The 21,935-nt window shown below is 60.9% G+C and carries 21 protein-coding genes and 1 pseudogene; 8 read left to right on the top strand and 14 right to left on the bottom strand.

Annotated features, from left to right (window positions below; translation table 11 throughout):
- Nucleotides 1–2 precede the first annotated feature (2 nt).
- The 6 genes and pseudogenes from BSU04_RS13830 to BSU04_RS13805 all read right to left on the bottom strand — a co-directional run bounded on the left by BSU04_RS13830 (nt 3) and on the right by BSU04_RS13805 (nt 4,772).
- Entirely contained in the window at nt 3–812 is an 810-nt protein-coding gene (locus BSU04_RS13830; protein ID WP_089161125.1) for a lysophospholipid acyltransferase family protein, read from the bottom strand.
- Between the two features lie 22 nt (nt 813–834).
- Nucleotides 835–2,115 (bottom strand): dihydroorotase, encoded by a 1,281-nt coding sequence (locus tag BSU04_RS13825; protein WP_089161124.1) that lies wholly within the window; start codon nt 2,113–2,115, stop codon nt 835–837.
- A 4-nt stretch (nt 2,116–2,119) separates the two neighbouring features.
- The gene (locus BSU04_RS13820) at nt 2,120–3,151 is read right to left on the bottom strand and encodes an aspartate carbamoyltransferase catalytic subunit (protein ID WP_089161123.1); all 1,032 of its coding nucleotides are present in this window, start codon (nt 3,149–3,151) and stop codon (nt 2,120–2,122) included.
- Between the two features lie 72 nt (nt 3,152–3,223).
- Nucleotides 3,224–3,739, bottom strand: coding sequence for a bifunctional pyr operon transcriptional regulator/uracil phosphoribosyltransferase PyrR (gene pyrR, locus BSU04_RS13815; RefSeq protein ID WP_089161122.1), 516 nt, complete (start codon nt 3,737–3,739; stop codon nt 3,224–3,226).
- Nucleotides 3,726–4,197: pseudogene (ruvX, locus tag BSU04_RS13810) on the bottom strand (Holliday junction resolvase RuvX). Before ruvX ends, pyrR begins: the two are co-directional and overlap by 14 nt.
- Nucleotides 4,194–4,772 carry a YqgE/AlgH family protein gene (locus BSU04_RS13805; protein ID WP_089161120.1) on the bottom strand — a complete coding sequence of 193 codons (579 nt, stop codon included), beginning with the start codon at nt 4,770–4,772 and terminating at the stop codon, nt 4,194–4,196. The pseudogene ruvX and the gene BSU04_RS13805 overlap by 4 nt, the downstream one beginning before the upstream one ends.
- A gap of 29 nt (nt 4,773–4,801) precedes the next feature.
- Here BSU04_RS13805 and BSU04_RS13800 point away from each other — a divergent pair, with 29 nt between their 5' ends.
- Nucleotides 4,802–6,253: a cryptochrome/photolyase family protein gene (locus tag BSU04_RS13800; protein WP_089161119.1), complete on the top strand. Its 1,452-nt coding sequence runs from the start codon at nt 4,802–4,804 to the stop codon at nt 6,251–6,253.
- Between the two features lie 60 nt (nt 6,254–6,313).
- Here BSU04_RS13800 and BSU04_RS13795 read toward each other — a convergent pair whose 3' ends face one another.
- Nucleotides 6,314–7,672 carry a hypothetical protein gene (locus tag BSU04_RS13795; protein ID WP_089161118.1) on the bottom strand — a complete coding sequence of 453 codons (1,359 nt, stop codon included), beginning with the start codon at nt 7,670–7,672 and terminating at the stop codon, nt 6,314–6,316.
- A 386-nt stretch (nt 7,673–8,058) separates the two neighbouring features.
- Nucleotides 8,059–8,229: a rubredoxin gene (locus BSU04_RS13790; protein ID WP_025527884.1), complete on the bottom strand. Its 171-nt coding sequence runs from the start codon at nt 8,227–8,229 to the stop codon at nt 8,059–8,061.
- A gap of 419 nt (nt 8,230–8,648) precedes the next feature.
- Between BSU04_RS13790 and thiD the strand changes: the two genes are divergently transcribed.
- From thiD to BSU04_RS13775, 3 genes are read left to right on the top strand one after another with little or no spacing between them, the layout of a single operon-like run.
- Nucleotides 8,649–9,530, top strand: coding sequence for a bifunctional hydroxymethylpyrimidine kinase/phosphomethylpyrimidine kinase (thiD, locus tag BSU04_RS13785; RefSeq protein WP_089161117.1), 882 nt, complete (start codon nt 8,649–8,651; stop codon nt 9,528–9,530).
- 25 nt (nt 9,531–9,555) lie between these two features.
- Complete coding sequence (locus BSU04_RS13780; RefSeq protein ID WP_089161116.1) at nt 9,556–10,371, top strand: DUF72 domain-containing protein; 816 nt, start codon at nt 9,556–9,558, stop codon at nt 10,369–10,371.
- The gene (locus BSU04_RS13775; RefSeq protein WP_256982686.1) at nt 10,364–10,822 is read left to right on the top strand and encodes a hypothetical protein; all 459 of its coding nucleotides are present in this window, start codon (nt 10,364–10,366) and stop codon (nt 10,820–10,822) included. The genes BSU04_RS13780 and BSU04_RS13775 overlap by 8 nt, the downstream gene beginning before the upstream one ends.
- 134 nt (nt 10,823–10,956) lie before the next feature.
- Here the strand turns inward: BSU04_RS13775 and groL are convergent, their stop codons facing one another.
- The 3 genes from groL to vapB form a co-directional block, all read right to left on the bottom strand.
- Nucleotides 10,957–12,597 carry a chaperonin GroEL gene (gene groL, locus BSU04_RS13770; RefSeq protein WP_089161115.1) on the bottom strand — a complete coding sequence of 547 codons (1,641 nt, stop codon included), beginning with the start codon at nt 12,595–12,597 and terminating at the stop codon, nt 10,957–10,959.
- A 110-nt stretch (nt 12,598–12,707) separates the two neighbouring features.
- The gene (locus BSU04_RS13765) at nt 12,708–12,998 is read right to left on the bottom strand and encodes a co-chaperone GroES (RefSeq protein WP_031362728.1); all 291 of its coding nucleotides are present in this window, start codon (nt 12,996–12,998) and stop codon (nt 12,708–12,710) included.
- A 371-nt stretch (nt 12,999–13,369) separates the two neighbouring features.
- A complete protein-coding gene (vapB, locus tag BSU04_RS13760) occupies nt 13,370–13,633 on the bottom strand; it encodes a type II toxin-antitoxin system VapB family antitoxin (protein ID WP_089161114.1) in 264 nt (87 codons plus the stop codon).
- Nucleotides 13,634–13,895: 262 nt separating this feature from the next.
- Between vapB and BSU04_RS13755 the strand changes: the two genes are divergently transcribed.
- The gene (locus BSU04_RS13755; RefSeq protein ID WP_089161139.1) at nt 13,896–14,705 is read left to right on the top strand and encodes a DUF2242 domain-containing protein; all 810 of its coding nucleotides are present in this window, start codon (nt 13,896–13,898) and stop codon (nt 14,703–14,705) included.
- A 31-nt stretch (nt 14,706–14,736) separates the two neighbouring features.
- Here the strand turns inward: BSU04_RS13755 and BSU04_RS13750 are convergent, their stop codons facing one another.
- Complete coding sequence (locus tag BSU04_RS13750; RefSeq protein ID WP_089161113.1) at nt 14,737–16,839, bottom strand: D-(-)-3-hydroxybutyrate oligomer hydrolase; 2,103 nt, start codon at nt 16,837–16,839, stop codon at nt 14,737–14,739.
- 216 nt (nt 16,840–17,055) lie between these two features.
- The gene (locus tag BSU04_RS13745; RefSeq protein ID WP_089161112.1) at nt 17,056–17,415 is read right to left on the bottom strand and encodes a BON domain-containing protein; all 360 of its coding nucleotides are present in this window, start codon (nt 17,413–17,415) and stop codon (nt 17,056–17,058) included.
- A 730-nt stretch (nt 17,416–18,145) separates the two neighbouring features.
- On the opposite strand from BSU04_RS13745, the gene BSU04_RS13740 reads away from it, so the two are divergent.
- The 3 genes from BSU04_RS13740 to BSU04_RS13730 all read left to right on the top strand — a co-directional run bounded on the left by BSU04_RS13740 (nt 18,146) and on the right by BSU04_RS13730 (nt 21,517).
- Nucleotides 18,146–19,579: a TAXI family TRAP transporter solute-binding subunit gene (locus BSU04_RS13740; RefSeq protein WP_089161111.1), complete on the top strand. Its 1,434-nt coding sequence runs from the start codon at nt 18,146–18,148 to the stop codon at nt 19,577–19,579.
- Between the two features lie 71 nt (nt 19,580–19,650).
- Nucleotides 19,651–20,301 (top strand): 2-hydroxychromene-2-carboxylate isomerase, encoded by a 651-nt coding sequence (locus BSU04_RS13735; RefSeq protein WP_089161110.1) that lies wholly within the window; start codon nt 19,651–19,653, stop codon nt 20,299–20,301.
- Nucleotides 20,302–20,539: 238 nt separating this feature from the next.
- The gene (locus tag BSU04_RS13730; protein ID WP_089161109.1) at nt 20,540–21,517 is read left to right on the top strand and encodes a LysR family transcriptional regulator; all 978 of its coding nucleotides are present in this window, start codon (nt 20,540–20,542) and stop codon (nt 21,515–21,517) included.
- A gap of 102 nt (nt 21,518–21,619) precedes the next feature.
- Here the strand turns inward: BSU04_RS13730 and BSU04_RS13725 are convergent.
- Nucleotides 21,620–21,935: IS66 family transposase (locus tag BSU04_RS13725; protein ID WP_218827283.1), on the bottom strand; the 316-nt coding region annotated here is incomplete at its 5' end.

Genomic DNA, 21,935 nt, shown 5'->3' with positions numbered 1-21,935 from the left:
GCTCACTGCGGCGGCGTCAGCGCCTCGAACTCGGCAACCGCCGCCGCGTCGTCGCTAACGACTGCCACTGGCGCCCTCAGCCCCGTCTGCATCCGCCGCAATGCCGCATCTACCGACGCCTGCGCTTGCTTCGCCAGCACGCGCCTGTCGGCACCCGGCTCGATCGCATCGCAGACGTAAAGATGCGCCGTCAGCGGCGTATCGCGGAGCATCGCGTTTAGCGTGAACGCCAACGTCAGGTCATCGATATAAGCCGGTGCTTCCGCCTGCCGTCCGTTCGCGTCTTCGTACATCAGGCAGATCGGCTGCACCGGGCAAGACGCCAACACAGCCGCCTGAAACAGGTTGGAGTGAAACGGCAGCAAGTCGTGCCCAAGCGACGTCGTCCCTTCCGGAAACACGCACATCAGCTCGCCGCGCACCAGCCGCTGCGACAGCTCATGCATGATGCGTTTCGCATCGCTACGTTTTTCCCGCTGAAGAAACACCGTGTCGAGCTGCTGCGCGAGCCAGCCGACCAGCGGCCATTGGCGAACCTCAGCCTTCGACACAAACGGCGTCGGCCGCCATGCGTTGACCACGTAGATATCGATCCACGACACGTGGTTGCCGACCACCAGTGCGCCGCTATCGAGCCGCGCCTGATCGTTGTGCACGACAAGCTTCATCCCGCATCGACGCAACATCTCGATCGACCAGAGGCGATTCAGCTCCATGCGCACCTGCGGCGTCGCGTTGGGGAAACGCGTGGCGACCGTCCACATCCCGTGAAGCAGATGCCCAAAAATCCGTGCTTTGCGGAAAGCGAACATGGTCAGGACCGGTCAGCGTGCTTCATAGCCTGCTTTCATAGGCAATATGCCCCGACACAAGCGTCATAAGTACACGCGCCGGCAATTCATAACCGAGGAACGGCGAGTTGTGCCCCTGGCTCTTGAGCTTGGCGGGCTCGACGAGCCAATCGGCGGCGGGATCGAAGAGACAGAGATCAGCTATTTCGCCCACGGCAATACGCCCCGCGTTCAGCTTGAGCACGCCAGCCGGCGCAGACGTGATACGCGTAAGCGCCTTCGCCAGCGGCACGCGCGCCTCACGCGCCCATTTCACCGTCAGCGACAGCAACAGTTCCAGCCCGGTCGCGCCCGGCGTGGCCTCCGCGAAGGGCAGCAGTTTTTCATCGTCGTCGAGCGGGGTGTGATCGGAGCAGATTGCATCGATGGTGCCATCCGCCAGCCCCGCGCGAATCGCGTCACGGTCACGCTGCGAGCGCAACGGCGGATCGAGGCGAAATTGCGAGTTGAAATAGCCGATGTCCATATCGGTCAGATGCACGTGATTGATGGTCACGTCACAGGTCACGGGCAAGCCCTCGGCCTTCGCCTCGCGCACAAGCGCAACGCCCGCCGCCGACGACAAATGCGACAAGTGCACCCGCGCGCCCGACACCCGCACCAACTCGAAAATAGTATGCAGCGCGATGGTTTCCGCCGACACCGGCACGCCCGACAACCCCAGACGCGACGCCACCGCGCCACTCGCCGCCACGCCGCCGCTCGCCATATAAGAGTCCTGCGGACGCAGCCACACGGCATACCCGTACGTGGTCGCATATTGCAGCGCGCGCAACAGCGTGCGTGTATTAACAATCGGCGTATCCGCCTGCGAGAAGCCGATGCAGCCCGACTCGGTCAGCTCGACCATCTCGGTGATCGCCTGGCCCTTGAGCCCGACCGTCAACGCGCCGAGCGGATACACGTGCGCCTGATGCAGCTTCTGCGCGCGAAACTTGAGCATTTCGACAAGACCCGGCTCATCGAGAACGGGATCGGTATCGGGCGGACAGACGAGACTGGTCACGCCACCGGCAGCCGCCGCCGCCATTTCGGACTCGAGCGTGGCCTTGTGTTCAAAACCCGGCTCGCGCAACCGCGCGCTTAAGTCGACAAAACCCGGCGCGAGGGCCATTCCTTTTGCATCGATCACCCGGGCCGCGTTGAAATCGGCGGGAGCATCGCCAATAGCGACGATCTTCCCCGCCGCGATAAACACATCGGCCTGGCTTTCGGTACCCGCAGCCGGGTCAATGAGCGTGCCGCCCTGAATTTGGATCTTCATGGTGTTAGTCGTGATTTCCGGCAACGATGCCCATTACCGCCATGCGCACGGCAATTCCGAAGGTAACCTGGTTGAGGATCACCGATTGCGGGCCGTCGGCCACTTGCGAATCGATTTCCACGCCGCGATTCATCGGTCCGGGATGCATCACGATAGCGTCGGGCGCAGCCAGCGCGAGACGCTCCGGCGTGAGTCCCCAGGACTTGAAATACTCTTGCGCCGAGGGCAGCAACGCACCGCTCATACGCTCGTTCTGCAAGCGCAGCATGATGATCACATCGACGCCCTTCAAGCCTTCGTCGAGGTTGTGATACACGTGCACGCCCATTTCGTTCAGATTGCCTGGCAGCAAGGTACGCGGGCCAATCGCGCGCACTTCCGGCACGCCGAGCGTGGTCAGCGCGTGAATATCCGAACGGGCGACACGCGAATGCAAAATGTCGCCAACAATCGCCACGCGCAGATTCCTGAAATCTTTCTTGTAATGGCGGATGGTGTACATGTCGAGCAAACCCTGCGTGGGGTGTGCATGACGCCCGTCGCCGGCATTGATCACGTGCACGTGCGGCGCGCAATGCTCGGCAATCAGATACGGCGCACCGCTCGACGCATGACGCACGACAAACATGTCCGCGTGCATGGCCGAGAGGTTGTTGATGGTGTCGAGCAGCGACTCGCCCTTGCTCGTGGACGACGCATTGATATTCAGGTTGATGACGTCTGCCGAGAGGCGCTTCGCGGCAATCTCGAACGTGGTCCGGGTGCGCGTGGAGTTCTCGAAGAACAAGTTGAAAACTGACTTGCCGCGCAGCAGCGGCACTTTCTTGATCTCGCGATCCGTCACGCTGACGAACTGTTCGGCGGTATCGAGAATATGCGTGACGATCGCGCGCGGCAGTCCTTCTATGGTGAGCAGATGCTTGAGTTCGCCATTCTTCGTAAGCTGCGGATTGCCTTTGAGAAAACCGTAGCGCGAAGACGCCGGTTGTCTGTCCGGCACGCTGCTTTCGGCAGAACCCTGGGTGGCCGTGTTCATGTGAATCCTGGTGGTGCGTTGTCTTTTGTCGAGGAGAGGCGGCGCTGCTGTTCTTCGTGTCCGTGCGCTTTGTTAGTCCGTACGCGCTTCGGTCGTGAAAGCCAGCGTGCCGTCGTCGCGCTGCGTGAGCACGAGCGTGGCGTTCGCGGGTACATCGACTGTACCGCCGGTGAAACGTGCCGCCATGGGCAACTCGCGGCCGCCGCGATCGGCGAGCACCGCCAGTTCCACCGACGCCGGACGGCCGAAATCATAAAGCTCATTGACGGCTGCACGCACGGTCCGGCCCGTTGAGAGCACATCGTCGACCAGCAGGATTTGTCGATTGTCGACTTCGAACGGCAGCGACGTCGGGCTGGCCTGGCTGTGCAGGCCCTTCTTGGCGTAGTCGTCGCGATGCAACGACACGTTCACCACGCCGAATCCGGCCACGTTCAGGTCCTTGGCCAGCCGTTCGGCGAGCCATACGCCGCCGCTATAAATGCCTGCGAGCACCGGAGCGCCGGCTTGCGTAAGCGACTCGCCATAAGCCGCGCGAATCTGCCCGAGCAACTCGCGATACAGCGCCTCGGCGTCAATGGAACTCATGATTTGTCGTCAAGTCCGTCTAGATACTGTTGGAGGATGACACGCGCGGCTTCGGCGTCGATATCGTCGTAACGGCCTTTTGCATTCATCTTCACGCCGTTGCGCTTCATTTCGGCTTTTGCTTCCACCGATGAATACCGCTCGTCCACCCAGCTCACCGGCACGCTGAAACGACCGTTCAACTGATTACCGAAGCGCGTGGCCAGTTGCGTCATTTCATGCGGCGCGCCGTCAGGGTGCATGGGCAGGCCGACAATCACCGTCATGGGTTTCCATTCGGCAATTAATTGACCGGCTACTTCGAAACGATATTCGCGGCTACGGTTTTCAAATACCGTCAGCGCCCGGGCGTGCCCGGTCAACGTATTGCCGACCGCGACACCAATGCGTTTCTCGCCGTAATCGAAGGCAAGCAGCGTGGCTTCGGCGCGAGTGTCAATGCGGGCGTCACCCGTCATGCGTGGCCTGCTTCACCCGACAGCATGGAAAGCGACACGCCGAGCAGCGACAACGCCGCTTGCAACTTGTCCTCGGCAGGCACGTCGAAGACGATGCGCGGATCAGCTTCCACGGTAAGCCAGCCGTTCTTGGCGATTTCGTCTTCCAGTTGCCCCGCGCCCCAGCCTGCATGGCCGAGCGTGAGCAGGAAACGTGCGGGCCCCTTGCCGCTGGCGACTGCTTCGAGCACGTCCTTAGACGTGGTCATGGCGAGGCCGCCGGGAACGCTCATGGACGAAGTGTAGACGTCGCCGTCAGCCGGATCGTGCAGCACGAAGCCGCGTTCCGTCTGCACCGGGCCGCCGAAATAGACGGGCAGATGCACGAGCGGCTCGATCTCGAGTTTCAGGTCGATGCGATTGAAAAGCGATTGGAGGTCGATGTCGGTCGGCCGGTTGATCACCAGGCCGAGCGCACCGCGCTCGCTGTGATCGCAAAGGTAGACTACAGTCCCCGAGAACGTGGGATCGGCCATGCTTGGCATGGCGATCAGGAACTGATTGGTCAAATTGATGCGATCGGAAGTCTTGGACATAATTCGAATTTTAGCAAAGGCACCACTTGATGGCCGACTTTGATCTGGGGCTAGTCTGGTTTCGACGAGACCTGCGCGTAGCAGACCATGCTGCACTCTATCACGCACTAACTCGCTGTCGCCGGGTGCTGTGCGCCTTCGTTTTCGACAGCGAAATTCTCTCGCCCCTGCCTCAAAACGATCGCCGCGTGCCGTTTATTCATGCCAGCCTGATCGAACTCGATAAAACCCTGCGCGACGCGGGCGGCGGCATGATCGTGCGGCATGGCGTGCCCTCGCACGAGATTCCGGCGCTGGCCCGTGAATGCGGCGTCGACGCGGTGTTCACCAATCGTGACTACGAGCCGTCTGCAAAGGCGCGGGACGAGGATATCGGGAAAAAACTGGCCAGCGCGGACGTGGCGTTTTTCACGTTCAAGGACCAGGTGATTTTTCATCAGGACGACGTGCTGACGGGTGCGGGCAAGCCGTACACGGTGTTCACGCCCTATAAGCGCAACTGGTTAGCTTCACTGACGCCGGATGCGTTGAAGCCGTATGCGTCGGAAGACAATCTCGCTGTTCTGGGCCGCCCGCCGGCTGGTGTGAAGCATGGCATTCCGTCGCTCGAATCGCTGGGATTCAGTGCGGCACACGCGCCCGCTTTGCCGGCCGGATCGAGTGGCGCGTATCAGCTCTTCGATGACTTCCGCGACCGCATGGTCGATTACGACCGGACCCGCGACTTTCCGTCCGTCAAGGGCCCGAGTTATCTCAGTGTGCATCTGAGGCACGGCACCATCTCGATTCGCGCATTGGCCCGTACCGCACACGACGCTCAGCGTCACGGCAATCGGGGCGCGGAAACGTGGCTGTCCGAATTGATCTGGCGCGACTTTTATTTTTCGGTGCTGCACCATTTTCCGTATGTTGGCGTGCCGGGCGACCACAAGGCGTTCAGGCCGGAATACGACCGTATCGAGTGGGAAACGGGCGATGTAGCCGATGCGAATTTTGCCGCGTGGTGCGAAGGCCGCACGGGTTATCCGCTAGTCGATGCCGCCATGCGCCAGATCAATCAGTCGGGTTACATGCACAACCGCTTGCGCATGGTCGTCGCGAGTTTTCTTACGAAGGATCTCGGGCTTGACTGGCGGCGCGGGGAACAGTATTTCGAGTCGCTGCTAAATGACTTCGAGCTGTCATCGAATAATGGCGGGTGGCAGTGGGCGTCGTCGAGCGGTTGCGACGCGCAGCCGTATTTCCGCATTTTCAATCCGGTCACGCAGTCGGAGAAATTCGATACCCGTGGCAAGTTCATCCGTCATTACGTGCCGGAACTCGCCGCTTTGTCGGATAAAGACGTTCACGCGCCGTGGAAAGCGAAACCGGATGCGCTGAAGGCGGCGAGGATTTCGCTGGGTGCTGAATACCCCATGCCGGTCGTCGATCACGATACCGCGAGAAAGATCACGCTCGCACGGTATGCCGCTGTCAAGTAAGCGCAGTTGGCCGTGCGCTTCTGCAAGGGTCCTACCGCTCTAAGCTCGAGCGAAAAAACCCTATCGCGCGACAGCCATTCCCCTTTCGATCATCGCGGTCAACGCCGCCACCGACGCCCCGCCCTCCGATGGCGCGATCCCCGCCGCAGCCTGATGCAACATGGCTCCAAGCGCCTGAGCGGCCTTTTCAGGAATGGCGGCATCGAGCGGCGGGCCATCGGGTGTCGTCTGGGCCTCATACGCAATCCGCCGCCACGCAAGCCCGAGCGTATCGGCAAGCAACGCGACATGACCCAGCCCCAACGCACACGCCGCCGCACCCAGCCGATACGCCGCGTCGGCTGCCTTGAGCGCGGCCGGTATGTCGATACGGCTGGCCTCCCGCGCCGACATCCCATGCTCGATCAACGCGCCGATAGCCGGCTCGGCGCTCGTCAGGAAGTCTTCGTACGCAACGGCGTTCACGCGCAATACGCCCAGATCGCGGGTGGAAGCATCACGCGCCTGCTCCGCATTGCGCTCCCACGCGTCCTCGGACGCCTGCGACGCCGCGACATGCCAATCCACGGTCAAGCCGTAATCGCGCAACACATCGACCTGGACGGAATCCTCCGCCGATGCGCCGTATAACGCGTAATCGCGCCACAACAGCGCCAGCGCGGCGCGCACCAGCGACTTGGGCGCATGCGACAAGCCGTGCGCCTGGTCGGCCAGAACCAGATTGAAACGAGCGTACAGGCGGCGCGCGTCAGCCGCTGTGTCGGGATCGGGCTGCAAACGCAATGCCTCGATCACCGCACTTGCAAGACGCCAGAAATCGTAGGGATCAGGACCGGCGAGATCGGCAAGACAGGCGTCGAGGATAGAAACGATTTCAGCCTCGCCCTTCAACTCACCGGCCTTCGAACGCAGCAGCATCAGCAACGCACGTTCGTAGTGCGCCCGCACGCGAGCAAGGCGCTCGGAGGAAATGGAGCGCAGCGTAGCCGGGGCAATGGCGCGGCCGGCGAGCGCGAGGTCATCGAAGGAAACGGGTGCGGCCCGGGTATGCGCGGCCATCAGCGCATGCAGCCCGCGATAATGCTCGAACATCAGCGTGGAACAGGCGAGCTCACGCAGATTGCGGCGCTCCACCGCCGCGCTGAAATCACGCAGCGCCTCGGCGAACTGGTTGCGATTTTTGTCGCTCAGCCCGGCAAGCGGTGACACCAGCACCAAGGTTTCGCCGAAACGCTGCGCCGGCAGCCAGCCCGCCGACTGCAACGCACCGATCCCGCGGCGCAGGACGCCGAGCGTGTCGCCGTCGCGCATGAATGCGTGCAGCGCGTCAGTCAGCGCCATCTCCGCAATCCGCACGGCGCCACCGCGCGGATTGGGCAATGCCTGGAACGTGTTGCTCAAGCCGGATTGTGTTGTCATGGAACGCTCACGAGCCGATGCGCGGCGCTACGCCATGCATCGGATGGATCTTGATCGAACCCGGGCGCATTGTCGCCAAAATAGGCCGATGCATGCCGCCGCATCCCCTCTGGCGATAAAACCCGGACACACGCCGGAAGAGTCGAGTCGGGTCGAGCCAACTCGCTGGCCGAGCGTTCCTGCTCACTGGTGTAACGGTGGTCAAAGCGACCGTCAAGCATGCAACGAACTACGAAGCGAACCCGCGACGCAGTACGCGAACCGCGCGCCTGTTGGCCACACTTACTTGCCGCAACTTAATTGCCCACACGTAAACAAGGCGCGCCGCATGAAGGCATCCCATCCATGCGGCGCTGTATTTCCTTGCACGACGTCCAAGCCTTTGCTCAGATCTGGACCATTTCGAAGTCTTCCTTGCGTGCGCCGCATTCGGGACACGTCCAGTTGATTGGAACGTCTTCCCAGCGAGTACCCGGCGCAATTCCTTCCTCGGGCAGTCCCGCTTCTTCGTCATAAATCCAGCCACAAATCAGGCACATCCAGCTTCTGTATTCCATACTTATGTCGCGTCGGGCAATCGGTTAAATGAGTGCATGATGGTACCGGTTTGGCGGCGCGATGCCTAGCAATGCAGCAGCGCTGGTCGATCGGCCGGAATTCGGCCGGAATTCGGCCGGATTTGGACGGGATTCAGACGGGATTCAGACGGCTTTCAGGCTGCGTTAGGGCTACGCTGGAGTTTCGTTGGTCCCCTCGCCGGCACCGCCACGTGAGCGTTACACGCCGCACGACGCCCTTGCGCAAAGTATCGGTCCTTCGTTTCACCGGTTCCCGCACACTGTTTCAGCCAACTCTGGCGCGAAAAAAAGGCCATCTCATGTGCCCGCGCGACTTTAGGCCGCATAATCGTGCCGTTTGCGCCGACTCCTTGTCCGGCCGCTTCAATAGCCAATAAATTGAACACACGAATAATCCGATGCCGAGCGACACCCCACCTATTGTTCTAACTTTTGGCCTGTCCGACCCCACGGGCGGCTCCGGCCTGCAGGCAGACCTGCTGACCCTTGCCAGCATGGGCTGTCACGGACTCACTGTCCTGACCGGCTACACCGTGCGCGACTCGGCGACCTGCGACGAAGTGACCGGGCTCGACCCCGACACCGTCGGCACTCAGGCCCGCATGTTGCTGGAAGATATGCCGGTGGCGGCCTTCAAGATCGGCGCGGCGACGCGTGCGGAAGTGGTCAGCGCAATTGCAGAAGTAGTCGCCGACTACGACGACGTGCCGCTGATCCTCGCACCCGACTTCACGCTCGACGACGAACACGTGCTGGCGGCAGACGAATTGCGCGAATCGATCGCGGATTTGCTGGTGCCGCAAACCACCATGCTCGTAGCCGATCACGCCACGCTCCTGCAGCTCGCTCAGCCCGATGGCGACGCCGAAGCGCCCACGCTCGACGCCGCGATCTCGCATTTGCTGTCGCAGGGCTGCGAGTACATCCTGGCGACGGAAACGGGCACGCACCGGCATGTGAATACGCTTTACAGCGAGGAAGGGCAGATCAGGCAGGACACGTGGGATCGTACCGAGCACCGCATGATGGGCATTACCGACACGCTCGGATCTGCTATCGCCGCGTTGCTCGCGAACGGACAGGAACCGGCGGAAGCCGCACGCGAAGCACAGGAATATGTGTTCCAGGCGACCCGCGCTGCCTTCAGGCCCGGCATGGGCGCGTATTTGCCGGACCGGTTTTTCTGGGCACGTTCGAACGATGACGACGAGACACCGCCCGTGGTTATCGATACACAGGCAGATGCACCACCCGTTACACCGGGCGAAGCCCGCCACTGATATTTTCCTGGAGCGAGACTGACACATGCCGCTGCGCAAACCATCGCTCCCCTCACTCAAGCACAGCTCCGGCCCTGTACGGATCGGCTGCGCTGGCTGGGGTATCACGGACGCGGTCGCGGAACACTTCCCCGGCGACGGAACTCACCTCGCCCGCTATTCGCACGTGCTGACTTGCGTCGAAATCAACTCCAGCTTTTATCGACCGCATCGGGCGGAAACCTACGCACGCTGGCGCGATAGCGTGCCCAGTACGTTTCGCTTTTCCGTGAAGATCCCGAAGGCCATTACGCACGACGCACGCTTGGTGAGTTGCGAAACGCTGCTCGACGCCTTCCTCGAAGCCGCGACTCAACTGGGCAGCACACTCGGCTGCTGGCTCGTGCAACTCCCGCCCAGCCTTGCGTTCGACCCCGACGTGGCCAAGTCGTTTTTTACATCGATGCGTGAACGCACCGACATTCCGATCGCGCTGGAAGCACGGCACGAGAGTTGGTTCACCAAAAGCGCGGCCACCTTGCTCAAGTCGAAAAAGATCGCGTATGTCGATGCCGATCCCCAACCCGATGACTGTTTCATCAGGTATCGGGCAGATACGTCGCTGGTGTATTTCCGTCTGCATGGCTCGCCGGAGATGTATCAGTCATCGTACGAATACCCGTACCTCGATGCCCTCGCACACACGCTGCATGACCGGGCGAAAAAAGCGCACGAAGTTTGGTGCATCTTCGACAACACCGCCGCCGGCCATGCTCAATTCAACGCGCTGCGCGTGAAAAGCCGCAGGGCATTGAACGTGCGTCCGAAACGCGCTGCCGTCAGGGAGAAAGCCGATGCTTGAGTGTAGAAAATGGCTGGCGGCGCGGCTGATTGCGGGGGCACTGGTGGCAGCCAGTTCCGCTGCGGCGTTCGCGCAGTCGGCCCAGGTTCCAGCTCCGGTTCCGGTTCCGGCTGAAAACCCGACTTCGAACGCGACGCCTGTTGGCGATGGGACGTTTCTGCTGACCATTTTCCTGAAGCACGATCAGTCGAAGACGCTGCCGAAGATCAACGAACAATTGAAGGAGCAAGGCTTCTTCAAGGCGTTTCCGCCACCGGGCGTTCAGGTGGTCTCGTGGTACGTGATGATGGGTATCGGTCAGGTGGTCACATTGCGTGTCCCCGCCGATAAACTGCGCGACGTGAATCGCGCGATCGAAAATACCGCGTGGGGTGGCTATCGGACCGAGTTCTATCCGACCTACGACTACAAGGCGGTCGCCGAGCAGATGCGCGCGCAGAACAATAAGTAGCCGGGCGTTTTTTTAAGCTCAAAAAATACGCCCACAAAAAAACCCGCATCGTTGCCGATGCGGGTTTTTCTTTTGGCAAACGCCAGGCTTCCGAAGAAGCCTGCGCTGCCCTGTAACTCAGGCTAGGCCCGAAATTACATGTCCATGCCCATACCGCCCATGCCGCCGGGCATACCGCCGCCCATCGGAGCATCGTCCTTCGGCAGTTCCGACACAGCGCAGTCGGTCGTCAGCAGCAAACCTGCTACCGATGCCGCGTTTTGCAGTGCCGTACGCGTCACCTTGGTCGGGTCCACAACACCGGCTTCCACCAGGTCGACGTACTCGCCCGTTTGCGCGTTGTAGCCGAAGTTGCCCGTACCGGCTGCAACTGCTGCCACCACGACGCTGGCTTCTTCGCCACCGTTCGTGACGATCTGGCGAAGCGGCTCTTCCATCGCGCGCAGCACGATCTTGATGCCGGCGTCCTGATCAGCGTTGTCGCCCTTCAGGTCCTTCAGTGCCAGACGAGCGCGGATCAGCGCAACGCCGCCGCCAGCCACGATGCCTTCTTCCACAGCTGCGCGCGTTGCGTGCAGTGCGTCTTCAACACGTGCCTTCTTTTCCTTCATTTCGACTTCGGTCGCAGCACCGACCTTGATCACTGCAACGCCGCCAGCCAGCTTGGCGACACGTTCTTGCAGCTTTTCACGGTCGTAGTCCGACGTTGCTTCTTCGATTTGCGTGCGAACTTGCTTGACACGCGCTTCGATGTTCGAAGCTTCGCCAGCGCCGTCGATGATCGTGGTGTTTTCCTTCGCCACTTCGATGCGCTTAGCCGAACCCAGCTCAGCCAGCGTAGCCTTTTCCAGCGTCAGGCCGGTTTCTTCAGCAATCACTTGACCACCGGTCAGGATCGCGATGTCTTCCAGCATGGCCTTGCGACGATCGCCAAAGCCCGGAGCCTTCACAGCAACAGTTTTCAGGATGCCGCGGATGTTGTTCACAACCAGCGTAGCCAGAGCTTCGCCTTCGACATCTTCAGCGATGATCAGCAGCGGACGGCCAGCCTTGGCTACCTGTTCCAGGATCGGGAGCAGGTCACGGATGTTCGAAACCTTCTTGTCGTGCAACAGCACGAACGGGTTTTCGAGGATGGCGACTTGCTTTTCCGGCGTGTTGATGAAGTACGGCGACAGGTAGCCGCGGTCGAATTGCATACCTTCAACCACGTCCAGCTCGTCTTCCAGCGACTTGCCGTCTTCAACCGTGATCACGCCTTCCTTGCCGACCTTGTCCATTGCTTCGGCAATACGGTCACCAATCGACGTATCGCTGTTAGCCGAAATCGCGCCAACTTGAGCGATTTCCTTGTTCGTCGTGCAAGGCTTGCTGATTTTGCGCAGTTCTTCGATGGCAGCGGACACTGCCTTGTCGATACCGCGCTTCAGATCCATCGGGTTCATGCCCGATGCAACGTACTTCATGCCTTCGCGAACGATCGACTGAGCCAGGACCGTAGCCGTGGTCGTGCCGTCGCCTGCGTTGTCGCTGGTGCGGGAAGCCACTTCCTTCACCATTTGCGCGCCCATGTTCTGCAGGCGGTCTTTCAGTTCGATTTCTTTCGCAACCGAAACACCGTCCTTCGTGACCGTCGGGCCGCCGAAGCTGCGTTCCAGAACCACGTTACGACCCTTCGGGCCCAGCGTGACCTTGACCGCGTTGGCCAGGATGTTCACGCCTTCAACCATCTTTGCACGGGCGATGTCGCCAAATACGACTTCTTTAGCTGCCATATTCAAACTCCTTGATTCGTTTCAGTTTTCTGGCTTTTCCGTAGGTCGGACGAGATTCGCTTGAGCGGTTCGATCGTCCGGCCGGGAAAGCCAAATGGGCTTGAAGGGATTTACTTGACCAGAACGGCCATGATGTCTTCTTCGCGCATCACGAGCAGTTCATTGCCGTCGACCTTGACGGTCTGACCAGCGTATTTACCGAACAGCACGCGGTCGCCCACTTTGACGTCGAGGGCGTTTTGCGTACCCTTGTCATCGCGCTTGCCCGGGCCGACGGCCAGGATTTCGCCTTGATCCGGCTTTTCAGCTGCAGCGTCGGGGATGATGAGACCCGAGGCAGTCTTGGTTTCCTGATCCAGACGTTTAACGATGACGCGATCGTGCAAAGGACGAAGGTTCATACACACTCCTCTCTTAATGAGACTTAAAGCAACGCGGGAAACCCGTCTGGTGAGCCAAACTCACCGGGCGGAAAACTGTTAGCACTCTCGTGCGACGAGTGCTAAGTATATGGCACACCGATCGGTAATTTCAAGAAGGGATATCAACTCGGGACGAGAAATAGGTGTCGAAGCTGACCTAATAAAGCGTTCGGCTCTTTACAGCTCAGTCCGTTGGTAGCGAGCAAGTCGAGCTTGAGTGAAAGAACACTCGCTAAAACAATAGCTTAGGATTTATGCACCCGGCCGAGCCGCCACGCCACCGGACAGAAAATTCTTTGTTAGCTCACGGGAACCCGTTTGCACCCGCGGATATGATTCGTCGCCGGTTGTCATTGGCCTGGCTCTTCTGAGCTTTCACCGGCGCCTGAAAGATCGAAGTAGTCGGTCTTGAGAACGCAAGGACGCTCCGCGAGAAAATCTGCACTGGCTGTCGGCTCGTGTGCGAACGAAACCCAGTTTGGCCGCACTGGGCGCAACAGTACGGTGTCCCCTTCGCGCCGAATCTCTAACTCAGCCACTGCCTCGAACTGCATGTCCTTAGGAATCTCAACGGCCTGGCTTGCCTCGTTCATGAAAATGAACACGGTTCGCATAAAAAGCCTCCGCGAAAATGGGAAAGTACGCGTTCCATTCTATGCTCATGATGGAACGTGTCGACCAAGCCCCTGGGCGAATTCAGCCCGTGCCGCCGAATATACTAGCGCGCGTCGGAACACGCGCGGGCACCGAAATACGCCGCTTGGAAAGCTGAACCAGTGACCTCGCGTCTCTCATAATTTGTTGTTTTTACGTCGACACGCGCGGCGCACTACAATCTATGCCGCCGATGTCCTTCGTTTCATCCAGCCACCCGTCATGCAAAACCCGTTTGTTCGCCCAATTTCCCGTCTTTCGCTCGCCCTTCCGCTGCTCGCCCTCGCCGCTTGTGGCGGCAAGGACGCGCCCACGCCCAGCTACCAGGCGGAAATGTTCTCGACGGCGGCGAGTCCGTTCGCCCACAACTACGACGCCACCAGTCAGGAAACCTGCGAAGCCTCGCGCCGCGCGCTGCTGAGCCAGGGTTATGTCACGACTATGCCGCAGCCCGATACCGTCGATGCCACCAAGAACTTCCAGCCAGCGGCGGACACGCACGTGGTGGTGTCGTTTCATGTGGTCTGCACGGCGGGCGAGAACGCGAGCAATACAAGTATTGCCTACGTGAACGCGGTGCAGGACGGCTATACGCTCAAGAAAAGCGATACCTCGGCCAGCGTGGGCTTGAGCGTGCTCGGCTCGCTCTCGCTGCCGATCCGCTCGAACAGCGACTCGATGGTGAAAATCTCCAGCGAAACCGTGCCGGCAGGCAAGTTCTACGATCGTTTTTTCAGTCTGGTCGGGCACTATTTGAAGACCGTGCCGCGCAGCTCGCCCATTTCCGGCGAGAACGTCAGCAGTGAGGCGCTTGCGCCGTCGCTGATCCTGAATTCGCCGGAGCTCACGCCAACACCTATCGTCGTGCAGTCAACGGCGGCGAGTTCAGCCGCTCGCGCGGAGTTGAAAGCCGGTGCGGCGAGTTCTGCGCCAGCGGCGAGTGCGGTTTCAGCCGCAAGCGCCAGCGCCACGGCGGTGACGGCGGCCGCCCCTGCTTCCGCGCCGGCGGCGGCGTCAGCGGCCACGCCTTAAGTACTCGAAATCGGCGAGATCAAGACCCACTTCAATTCGGCACATTCACTCCGCCGCCGCCGAACGTGATCGCGTTCCCGCCAGGCGACGCCGAAATCGCCGGCAAATTATTCACCGACAAAGCCGGTGCCGCCCCCGCCGTACCGCCCCTCGGCACCGTACGCACGACCTGCGACGGCGGCAACGGCGCCCCGTTCTTCAAATGCGCCCACATCAGGTTCAGCGCCTGCAGGTTGTAATACTGCAACGGCACGAAGCGCGTATCGAAGCCCGCGACGCTCAGGAACGCATCGAAATGTTGCCCGTTCGTGACCTCGTAAAACGACAAATTGCTTGAATTGCCCTCGGCCAGCTTGTTCATTGCGGCGTACGGGCGCGACGCATGGTTGATCGGCACGAGCGTATCCGAGCGCCCCTGCACGATAATCGCCGGCTTCCCGTGCAGATTCGCCGTCACCCGGATCGCGTTGACGCTTGCCGTCATCCTCGCATCTCCGTTCGTCCACAAGCCACGCAGACAAAACGCGCCGGCGAAACTGGCGTCTGCAGTAGCGAAGCGATGGTCCGCCGCGCCCGAATTTCCCGCGTTGTAGACGAGATTGATACCGTTGGTCGGCGGCACGCCATTGCCGTTGCCGAACACGGTCAGCATCGGCGATAGGAGCGGGCTGACTCCAGCCGCCCCCGTCACGGCATTGGTCGTGCCGAAACTGAAGTTGCAGAGGTTATCGGCGACGCTCGACTGCGTGTACGCGTTGGCATACGTCACGGCAACCGCTGGCACGGCCTGCGAATCCCACATCGGCGCCTGCAAGAAGTCAGAGTCCGTCTGATAACCGGCCTGATGCAGTTGGGCAAGGGCAGCGGTGGCCTGGCTGGTCACGTCGCCCCCGGTAATCACGCCGTTCGCGGCCAGCGACGCGCAGCGCGCCGCCCGGATCGACGCGGTCGTGGACAAGGGCAACGCCGAGAGATAGGGCGCGCCCGCTGCGGCCGGCGCCAGCGCAGCGCAAGGCTGCAGCAGGTTCGCGAGCGTCATGTAGTCGGCGAGCGGCCGGCCGAACGACGCCACCGGCACGCCACCCTGCCTCACCGAAACCTGAGAAGGCACGTTCAGGTTGATTTGCGGCTCGCCCACGACCACCGCCGTGATCCATCCCTGCGTGTCCTGCTCGGCAGCCGCGAGCGACGCACCGCCACCATTGCTCACCGACGCCGCGATGGTCGTCACATCCCCGCGGTTGTAGCGGATCTTGCGCGCGGTGCCGTCAAGCGAACCGTAAGTATCGTTAAGCGCCCAGTAAGCGAACTGGATCGCTTGCAGCGTATTCGTGCCCCAGTTCTTCTCGGGATTCTGCTGCGAGTGGGCGTGTTTGAACGCGTAGCGATTCGGGAATTGCGCGTTGAACGCGGCGAGATTGGTGCTCCCGAGATTCGCCGTGAATACGCTGGTCTTGCCGGCAGCGGCGGCGTTCAACAGCGTACCGTCGATAAGCGTAATCGTGTTCGTCGCCAGTTCGTGCGCGCCGTTGCCGCTGCCTTTATCGGTGTAGGCGACCGCACAGCCGCGTTTCAAACCCCATTCCCCCGCCGCCGATATCGCCCCGTACACGCCGCGCGATCCGGACGAAGTGGCCGTGACAATGCACGGCTGGTCGGGGTTGAAACTCGCCGGGATCTGCACGAGCAAACTTACGTTGAGCGTGCCGCTGCCGTCGTCGGCGAAAGCCAGATACTCCTTGCCGGCAATCATCCCCTCGCCGAGCGTGTCGTTGCCGTTCAGGTCGACGTTCGGCCCCCAGAAGCGCCCGTAGCCGCCATTGGCGGACATATCGACGAGCGCACGATAGTTCGAATAGATCGCGAGACGTCGCAATTCAGCGGCGCTCGGCGCGGCTGCGTTGGCAATAGCGGGCGGCGTAGCAGATGCCAGCCCGTCCTTGCCCAGCCCCGCTGTCAACAGGTCATCGGTCGTGCCGTCGTAGGTTTGCGTGCGCACGCTGCCGGAGATGAAGTTCGGCAGAGAATTGTTCTGCGAACCATTGCCATTGCCGTCATCGTTGCCGTGACAGGCAGCGAGGCCGACCGCTGCCAATGCCCAAGCAAGCGCCGTGGCTACCGGGAATCGTTTCATCGTCTCTCTCCAGCACATTGTTTTTATTTGGCGTACTTCTTTCGATGCACGTCGCGAACCTGGCTCCTGCTCTCAACCAGGAAACCTGAACCAATAACGCATAACGGGTTCCGGTGCAAAGCACCGGAACCCGTTATTTAAACCACTGGACGAAACCGCGTCGCGCGCCGCAAACCCGCTGCAACAGCGCGCCGCAGTCCACGGCTCAGGGAAGTATCAGCCTCCGCCACCGTTCGGCTGACCCAGCGTAAGCTTGTTCGACACAGAGGTCACACCGCTCACGCCCTTCGCCACTTCCTCGGCCTTCGGAATCTGCGCGCCGTCCGGCACCGTACCCGTCAGCACCACTGCACCGCCGCGCGCACGCACGAAGATGTTCGACACGTCGATGCCTTGTGCCTTACTCAATGCACGACGCACATCGAGGCCGAGCTTGCGGTTGACCTTCTTCGTGGTCTTGGCCGACATTGCTGCGTCCGGCGCGGCCATGGCATCACTTGATTGAGCATAAGCGCTCGACGCTACTGCGACGCACACCACGACGCTCAGCGCCTTCAACATATCGACTACTTTCATGACTTCTCCTTTTGTTTCGCTTTGGACTTCGCAAAGTGTTGCTCTTGTGCTTCTTTTGGACCGCATCAACCCAGCGGCTTGCTACGACATCTTGCGGTCTGTGTACGACGACCCGGAGATCGACGCGCATACGACACAAACAGACCGGCGATGCTGGCGACACGGCGTTGCGAGAGACTGGCGAAAAAAACAAATGCCCGGCCGTTCTTATACGGGTGTCATGACCGTTGGCTCAAGGACATAAGCTGCTGCACATCGTGCGACGCGGCCGGTTCTGCTTCGGAGCATTTCTCCGAATGCCGGTTTGGCGGCGCGGATGCTGGTTCTACGGCGGCGAACGTCAATTTAATCCAGCCTCGCGAGAAGCGCAAAGCATTTAACAAGATGAAGCGCCCACTCGAGCGTACTTATCCATATTGTCATACCGGCTTAGGGCCTGCCCGTGATCCAACGGCACGGGCGATCCTGTACCATCGGCGAAAATTGCAACAGGGCGTGCGCAGTGAATTTAACGGCAGACGTTTCAACCTATTACCGCAAGCATATTTCACTGCTGCGACTGAATAAAGGCTTAACGCGTAGAACGAAAGGGTTTTTTAATCATCGCGTGTTGTTTAGTGAATGAGGGGATGCGAGGGTTTTCCCTTTCCCTTCGTGTTTATAGAATCTGCCGCTTTCAAGGTTTTGAGATTTTGCGTCACCGCAGGTCCCCGCCCCACCGAACCCGACAATGACTCAAACTCCCAGCCAAGAACCGCCCGCTCAGGAAACCCCGAAGAAACCCCGTACCCGGCGCATGGCTCCGACAATGGCGCGTTTCGTCGCAATCTCCTGGCGCGACCTCGCGATATCGTTCGGACCGATCCTGCTGATCAGCGCCGCCGCGATCTATCTCGCCGTGCGCCTGATCCAGCCCGCGCCGCCCAGTACGCTGACGATGTCGGCGGGAACCAAGGGCAGTTCGTTCTGGAACGACGCGCAGCAGTACAAACGAATCCTCGCGCGCAACGGCGTCACGCTGAACGTGCTGGAGTCGCAGGGTTCGCTCGATAACCTGCAAAAGCTCGAAGATCCGAAGCAGAACGTCGATGTCGGCTTCGTGCAGGGCGGCATGTCGGCGCCCGGCGCGCCGGACAAGCACGAAAATCTGGTCTCGCTCGGCAGCGTCGCCTATGTGCCACTGGCGGTGTTTTATCGTGGACCGCTGCTGACGAGGCTTTCAGAATTGAAGGGTAAGCGGCTTGCCATCAGCACCGAAGGCAGCGGCACGCGTGCGCTCGCGCTGGCGGTGCTGAAGGCGAATGGCATCGAGCCGGGCGGAGACACCGAATTGCTGCCGTTAAGCGGCGACGCCGCGGCCAACGCGCTGACGGAAGGAAGTATTGACGCTGCGTTTCTCACTGGCGACTCCGCGCAACCGCCAACCATGGGCAAGCTGTTTCGCACCCCCGGCATCCATTTCTTCGATTTCACCCAGGCCGACGCCTACGCGCGGCGTTTTCCGTATTTGAAGGTGATCGTCCTGCCGATGGGCTCCCTCGATCTGGCGAAGAACGTGCCACCGCATCCCATCCACCTGATTGCGCCCACAGCCGAGCTGATCGCTCGCGACGGCCTGCATCCGGCGCTGTCCGACCTGCTGATCGAAGCCGCGAAAGAGGTGCACGGGCGCGCTAACCTGTTGCAGACGGCCAACGAATTCCCCGCGCCACTCCAGCACGAGTTCCATATCAGCGACGACGCCGAGCGTTACTACAAGTCGGGCAAAAGCTTCCTGTACCGGACGCTGCCGTTCTGGATCGCGAGTCTTGCCGATCGCGTGATCGTGCTGCTGGTGCCGATCATCGTGGTGCTGATTCCGGGTTTGCGGCTGGTGCCGGGGTTGTACAGGTGGCGGGTTAAATCGCGGATCTACAAGATCTACGGCGCGCTCATCGGCATTGAACGCGAGGCCATGAGCGACCCCGAACCGGCCCAGCGCGAGGCGCTGATCGAGCGGGTGGACGGCATCGAGAATGCGGTCAACCAGATGAAAATGCCGCTCGCCTACGCCGATCAGTTCTACGTGCTGCGTGAGCATATCGGCTTTGTGCGGCAGCGGCTGACCATCGCGCAGGCCGCCGCACTTGACGCTCAGGGAGACAGGGTTCAGCACACCACGTAATATCGAAAGAAGAAACGACGGTAACCCGAATCACCGGGTTCCGCGACGAGCAACGCACCAGGGAGATTCATATGAGCGCCTCGGCTTCCATCGATCCGCGTCAGCCGTACTTTTTTTTCGATTTCAACTCGCCCTTTTCGTATCTGCTGCTCGAGCAGCATGAAAAGTGGCCGAACATGCCGTTCGAAGTCTTGCCGATCGACTATTTGCAGCTCCTCAAGCACTGGGGCCAGCCGATGCCGGGCAGCATTCCACCGAAGCGCGTGTTTATGTATCGATACGCGCTCTTTCGCGCCGAACAACTGGGTATTCCGTTCAAAATGCCGCCGTCGCATCCCTTCGATTCCACCAAGGCGCTGCGCTTGGCCGTGGCGGCGGGCGGGGAAATCGGCTGTATCCGCGAAATTTTCCGGTTTATCTGGAAGGAAGGCCGCGATCCGGCGACCGAGCAGGGATTCGACGATCTGTGCCGCCACGTGGGCCTGCCCGACGGCGCGAAAATGATCGAGCTCGAAGACGTCAAGGCGACGTTGCGGGCGAATGTCGAGCGCGCAGTGGAACTCGGCGTGTTCGGTGTGCCAACGTTCGTGGTGAACCAGCAATTGTTCTGGGGCGAAGACACGTTGCCGATGGTGCTCTACGTCGCCCGTTCGCCGAACTGGCTGGACGCCGCGGAAGTGCAGCGCATCAGCAATTTGCCGAGGACCGCGCCGGCCGTGTGAAGCGGCGCAGGATGGGCATCGGCAGGCGCGGCCCGCGCCGGTTAGCGGTGGACCCCGGCCGGGCCGGCTCGTATTCCATGCATAGCATGCGCGCTATGGCGTGCGCGTTCGGTCCGGCTTAACGTAGTGCAGTAGTGCATTTTCGATCGGGCGTGCACAAAGCCTGATCGTCCCGCCAAGAATTGCCACGCAACACCCAGTCCCCTGTCCCAAAGGGTCCGCCCGAAGACCGCGCTCTATGACCGTACCCACCGACCCTGCCGATTACGCCAGCTCCGCCCCTGATTCACTCGACATCTGGCTGATCCGCGTGCTGCAAACGCTGCTGACCGAGCGCAGCGTCACGCAGGCCGCGCTGCGCCTGGGGCAGACGCAACCTGCCATCAGCACGGCGCTGCGGCGGCTGCGCGAACTGCTGCGCGATCCCATTCTCGTGCGTGGCAAGCAGGGTATGGTGCCGACCGAGTACGGCGCGTCGCTGCTGCCGGCGGTCCAACGCGCGTTGCGCGAGGTTGAGTTTGTCGCCACCCCGCATGGCGCCTTCGATCCCACCACGTCACGGCGCACGTTCCGGGTCGCAGCGCCTGATTACCTGAACGACTTTTTCATGCCGACGCTGATTCGCGCGTTCCGTACAGCGGCGCCCAACGCGCGGCTGGAGATCGAGTCGCTGACGCCAACGCTCGATCACGAACGTGCACTCGATGAAGGCGAACTCGATGTGGTCGTCGGCAACTGGGAGAATCCCGAGCCGCGTTTTGCGCGCCATGATCTATTCACTGACAGCTTCGTGTGCCTGGTGCGCCGCGGTCATCCGCTGGCACGCGAACCGCTGACAACGGCTCGCTATGCGCTCGCCGCGCATCTCGCGCCCACCACGTATAGCGGCGCGAAGCGTCATCCGATCGACATAGGCCTGGAGGGCGCGGGTATCCGTCGACGCATTGTCGCGACCATTCCGTACTTCGGGCTCGTGCCGCAAGTGCTGCTGCAATCCGATCTGATCTTCACCGCCACACGCCGCTTCGCCATGCATTACGCCGCGCTGTTGCCGCTGGTGGTCATGGAATCGCCAATCGAATTTCCGCCTATCGAAAGTTATTTGATGTCCTTGCCCGAGGTTAGCCGCCCTACCGACCTGGTCTGGCTGCAAGCGCTGATGGGCGATGTCTCCATGGAGTTGACCGGGCAGTCCGCAGGCGCGGAAAACCGGTAAGCGTTTCCCGTTCCGAGGCCGGTAGCGGGCCAGATGCAAAATCTTCTTGCGCCACGGAAAATGTAACTTCTCAATAACCCGGGGCGAGCGCCAGCATGCTGTTCAAGCAGAGAGGGCGATGCGTTGTTCGAGGAGATGAGGCAGGAGGGGAATTTGATCGCTGCAAGAAATGCGGTCTGTCAGATACTCCCAGAACGAAATGTTCAGCTTGCGGCACGTCGCCTTTAGACTCGAGAACGTATCGCGGCATTGTCGGCCGAGCTCGCTGCGCGTGCCGCCACTGATCTTTCGTTTTTTGACCTGATCGCGAATGTCGCGCTCACTGCCATTGGTATGCAGCGGGACCTCAGGACGCTCCAACACCAGCAGCAACTCGGACTTGTTCATGTGAATCCGTCTGAGCAAACGATCGAGCGTC

The sequence above is a fragment of the Caballeronia sordidicola genome, assembly GCF_002220365.1.
Classification (GTDB): domain Bacteria; phylum Pseudomonadota; class Gammaproteobacteria; order Burkholderiales; family Burkholderiaceae; genus Caballeronia; species Caballeronia sordidicola_C.
Note: the sequence above shows the minus strand (reverse complement) of the source record. Positions and strands in the feature narration are given on the sequence as shown.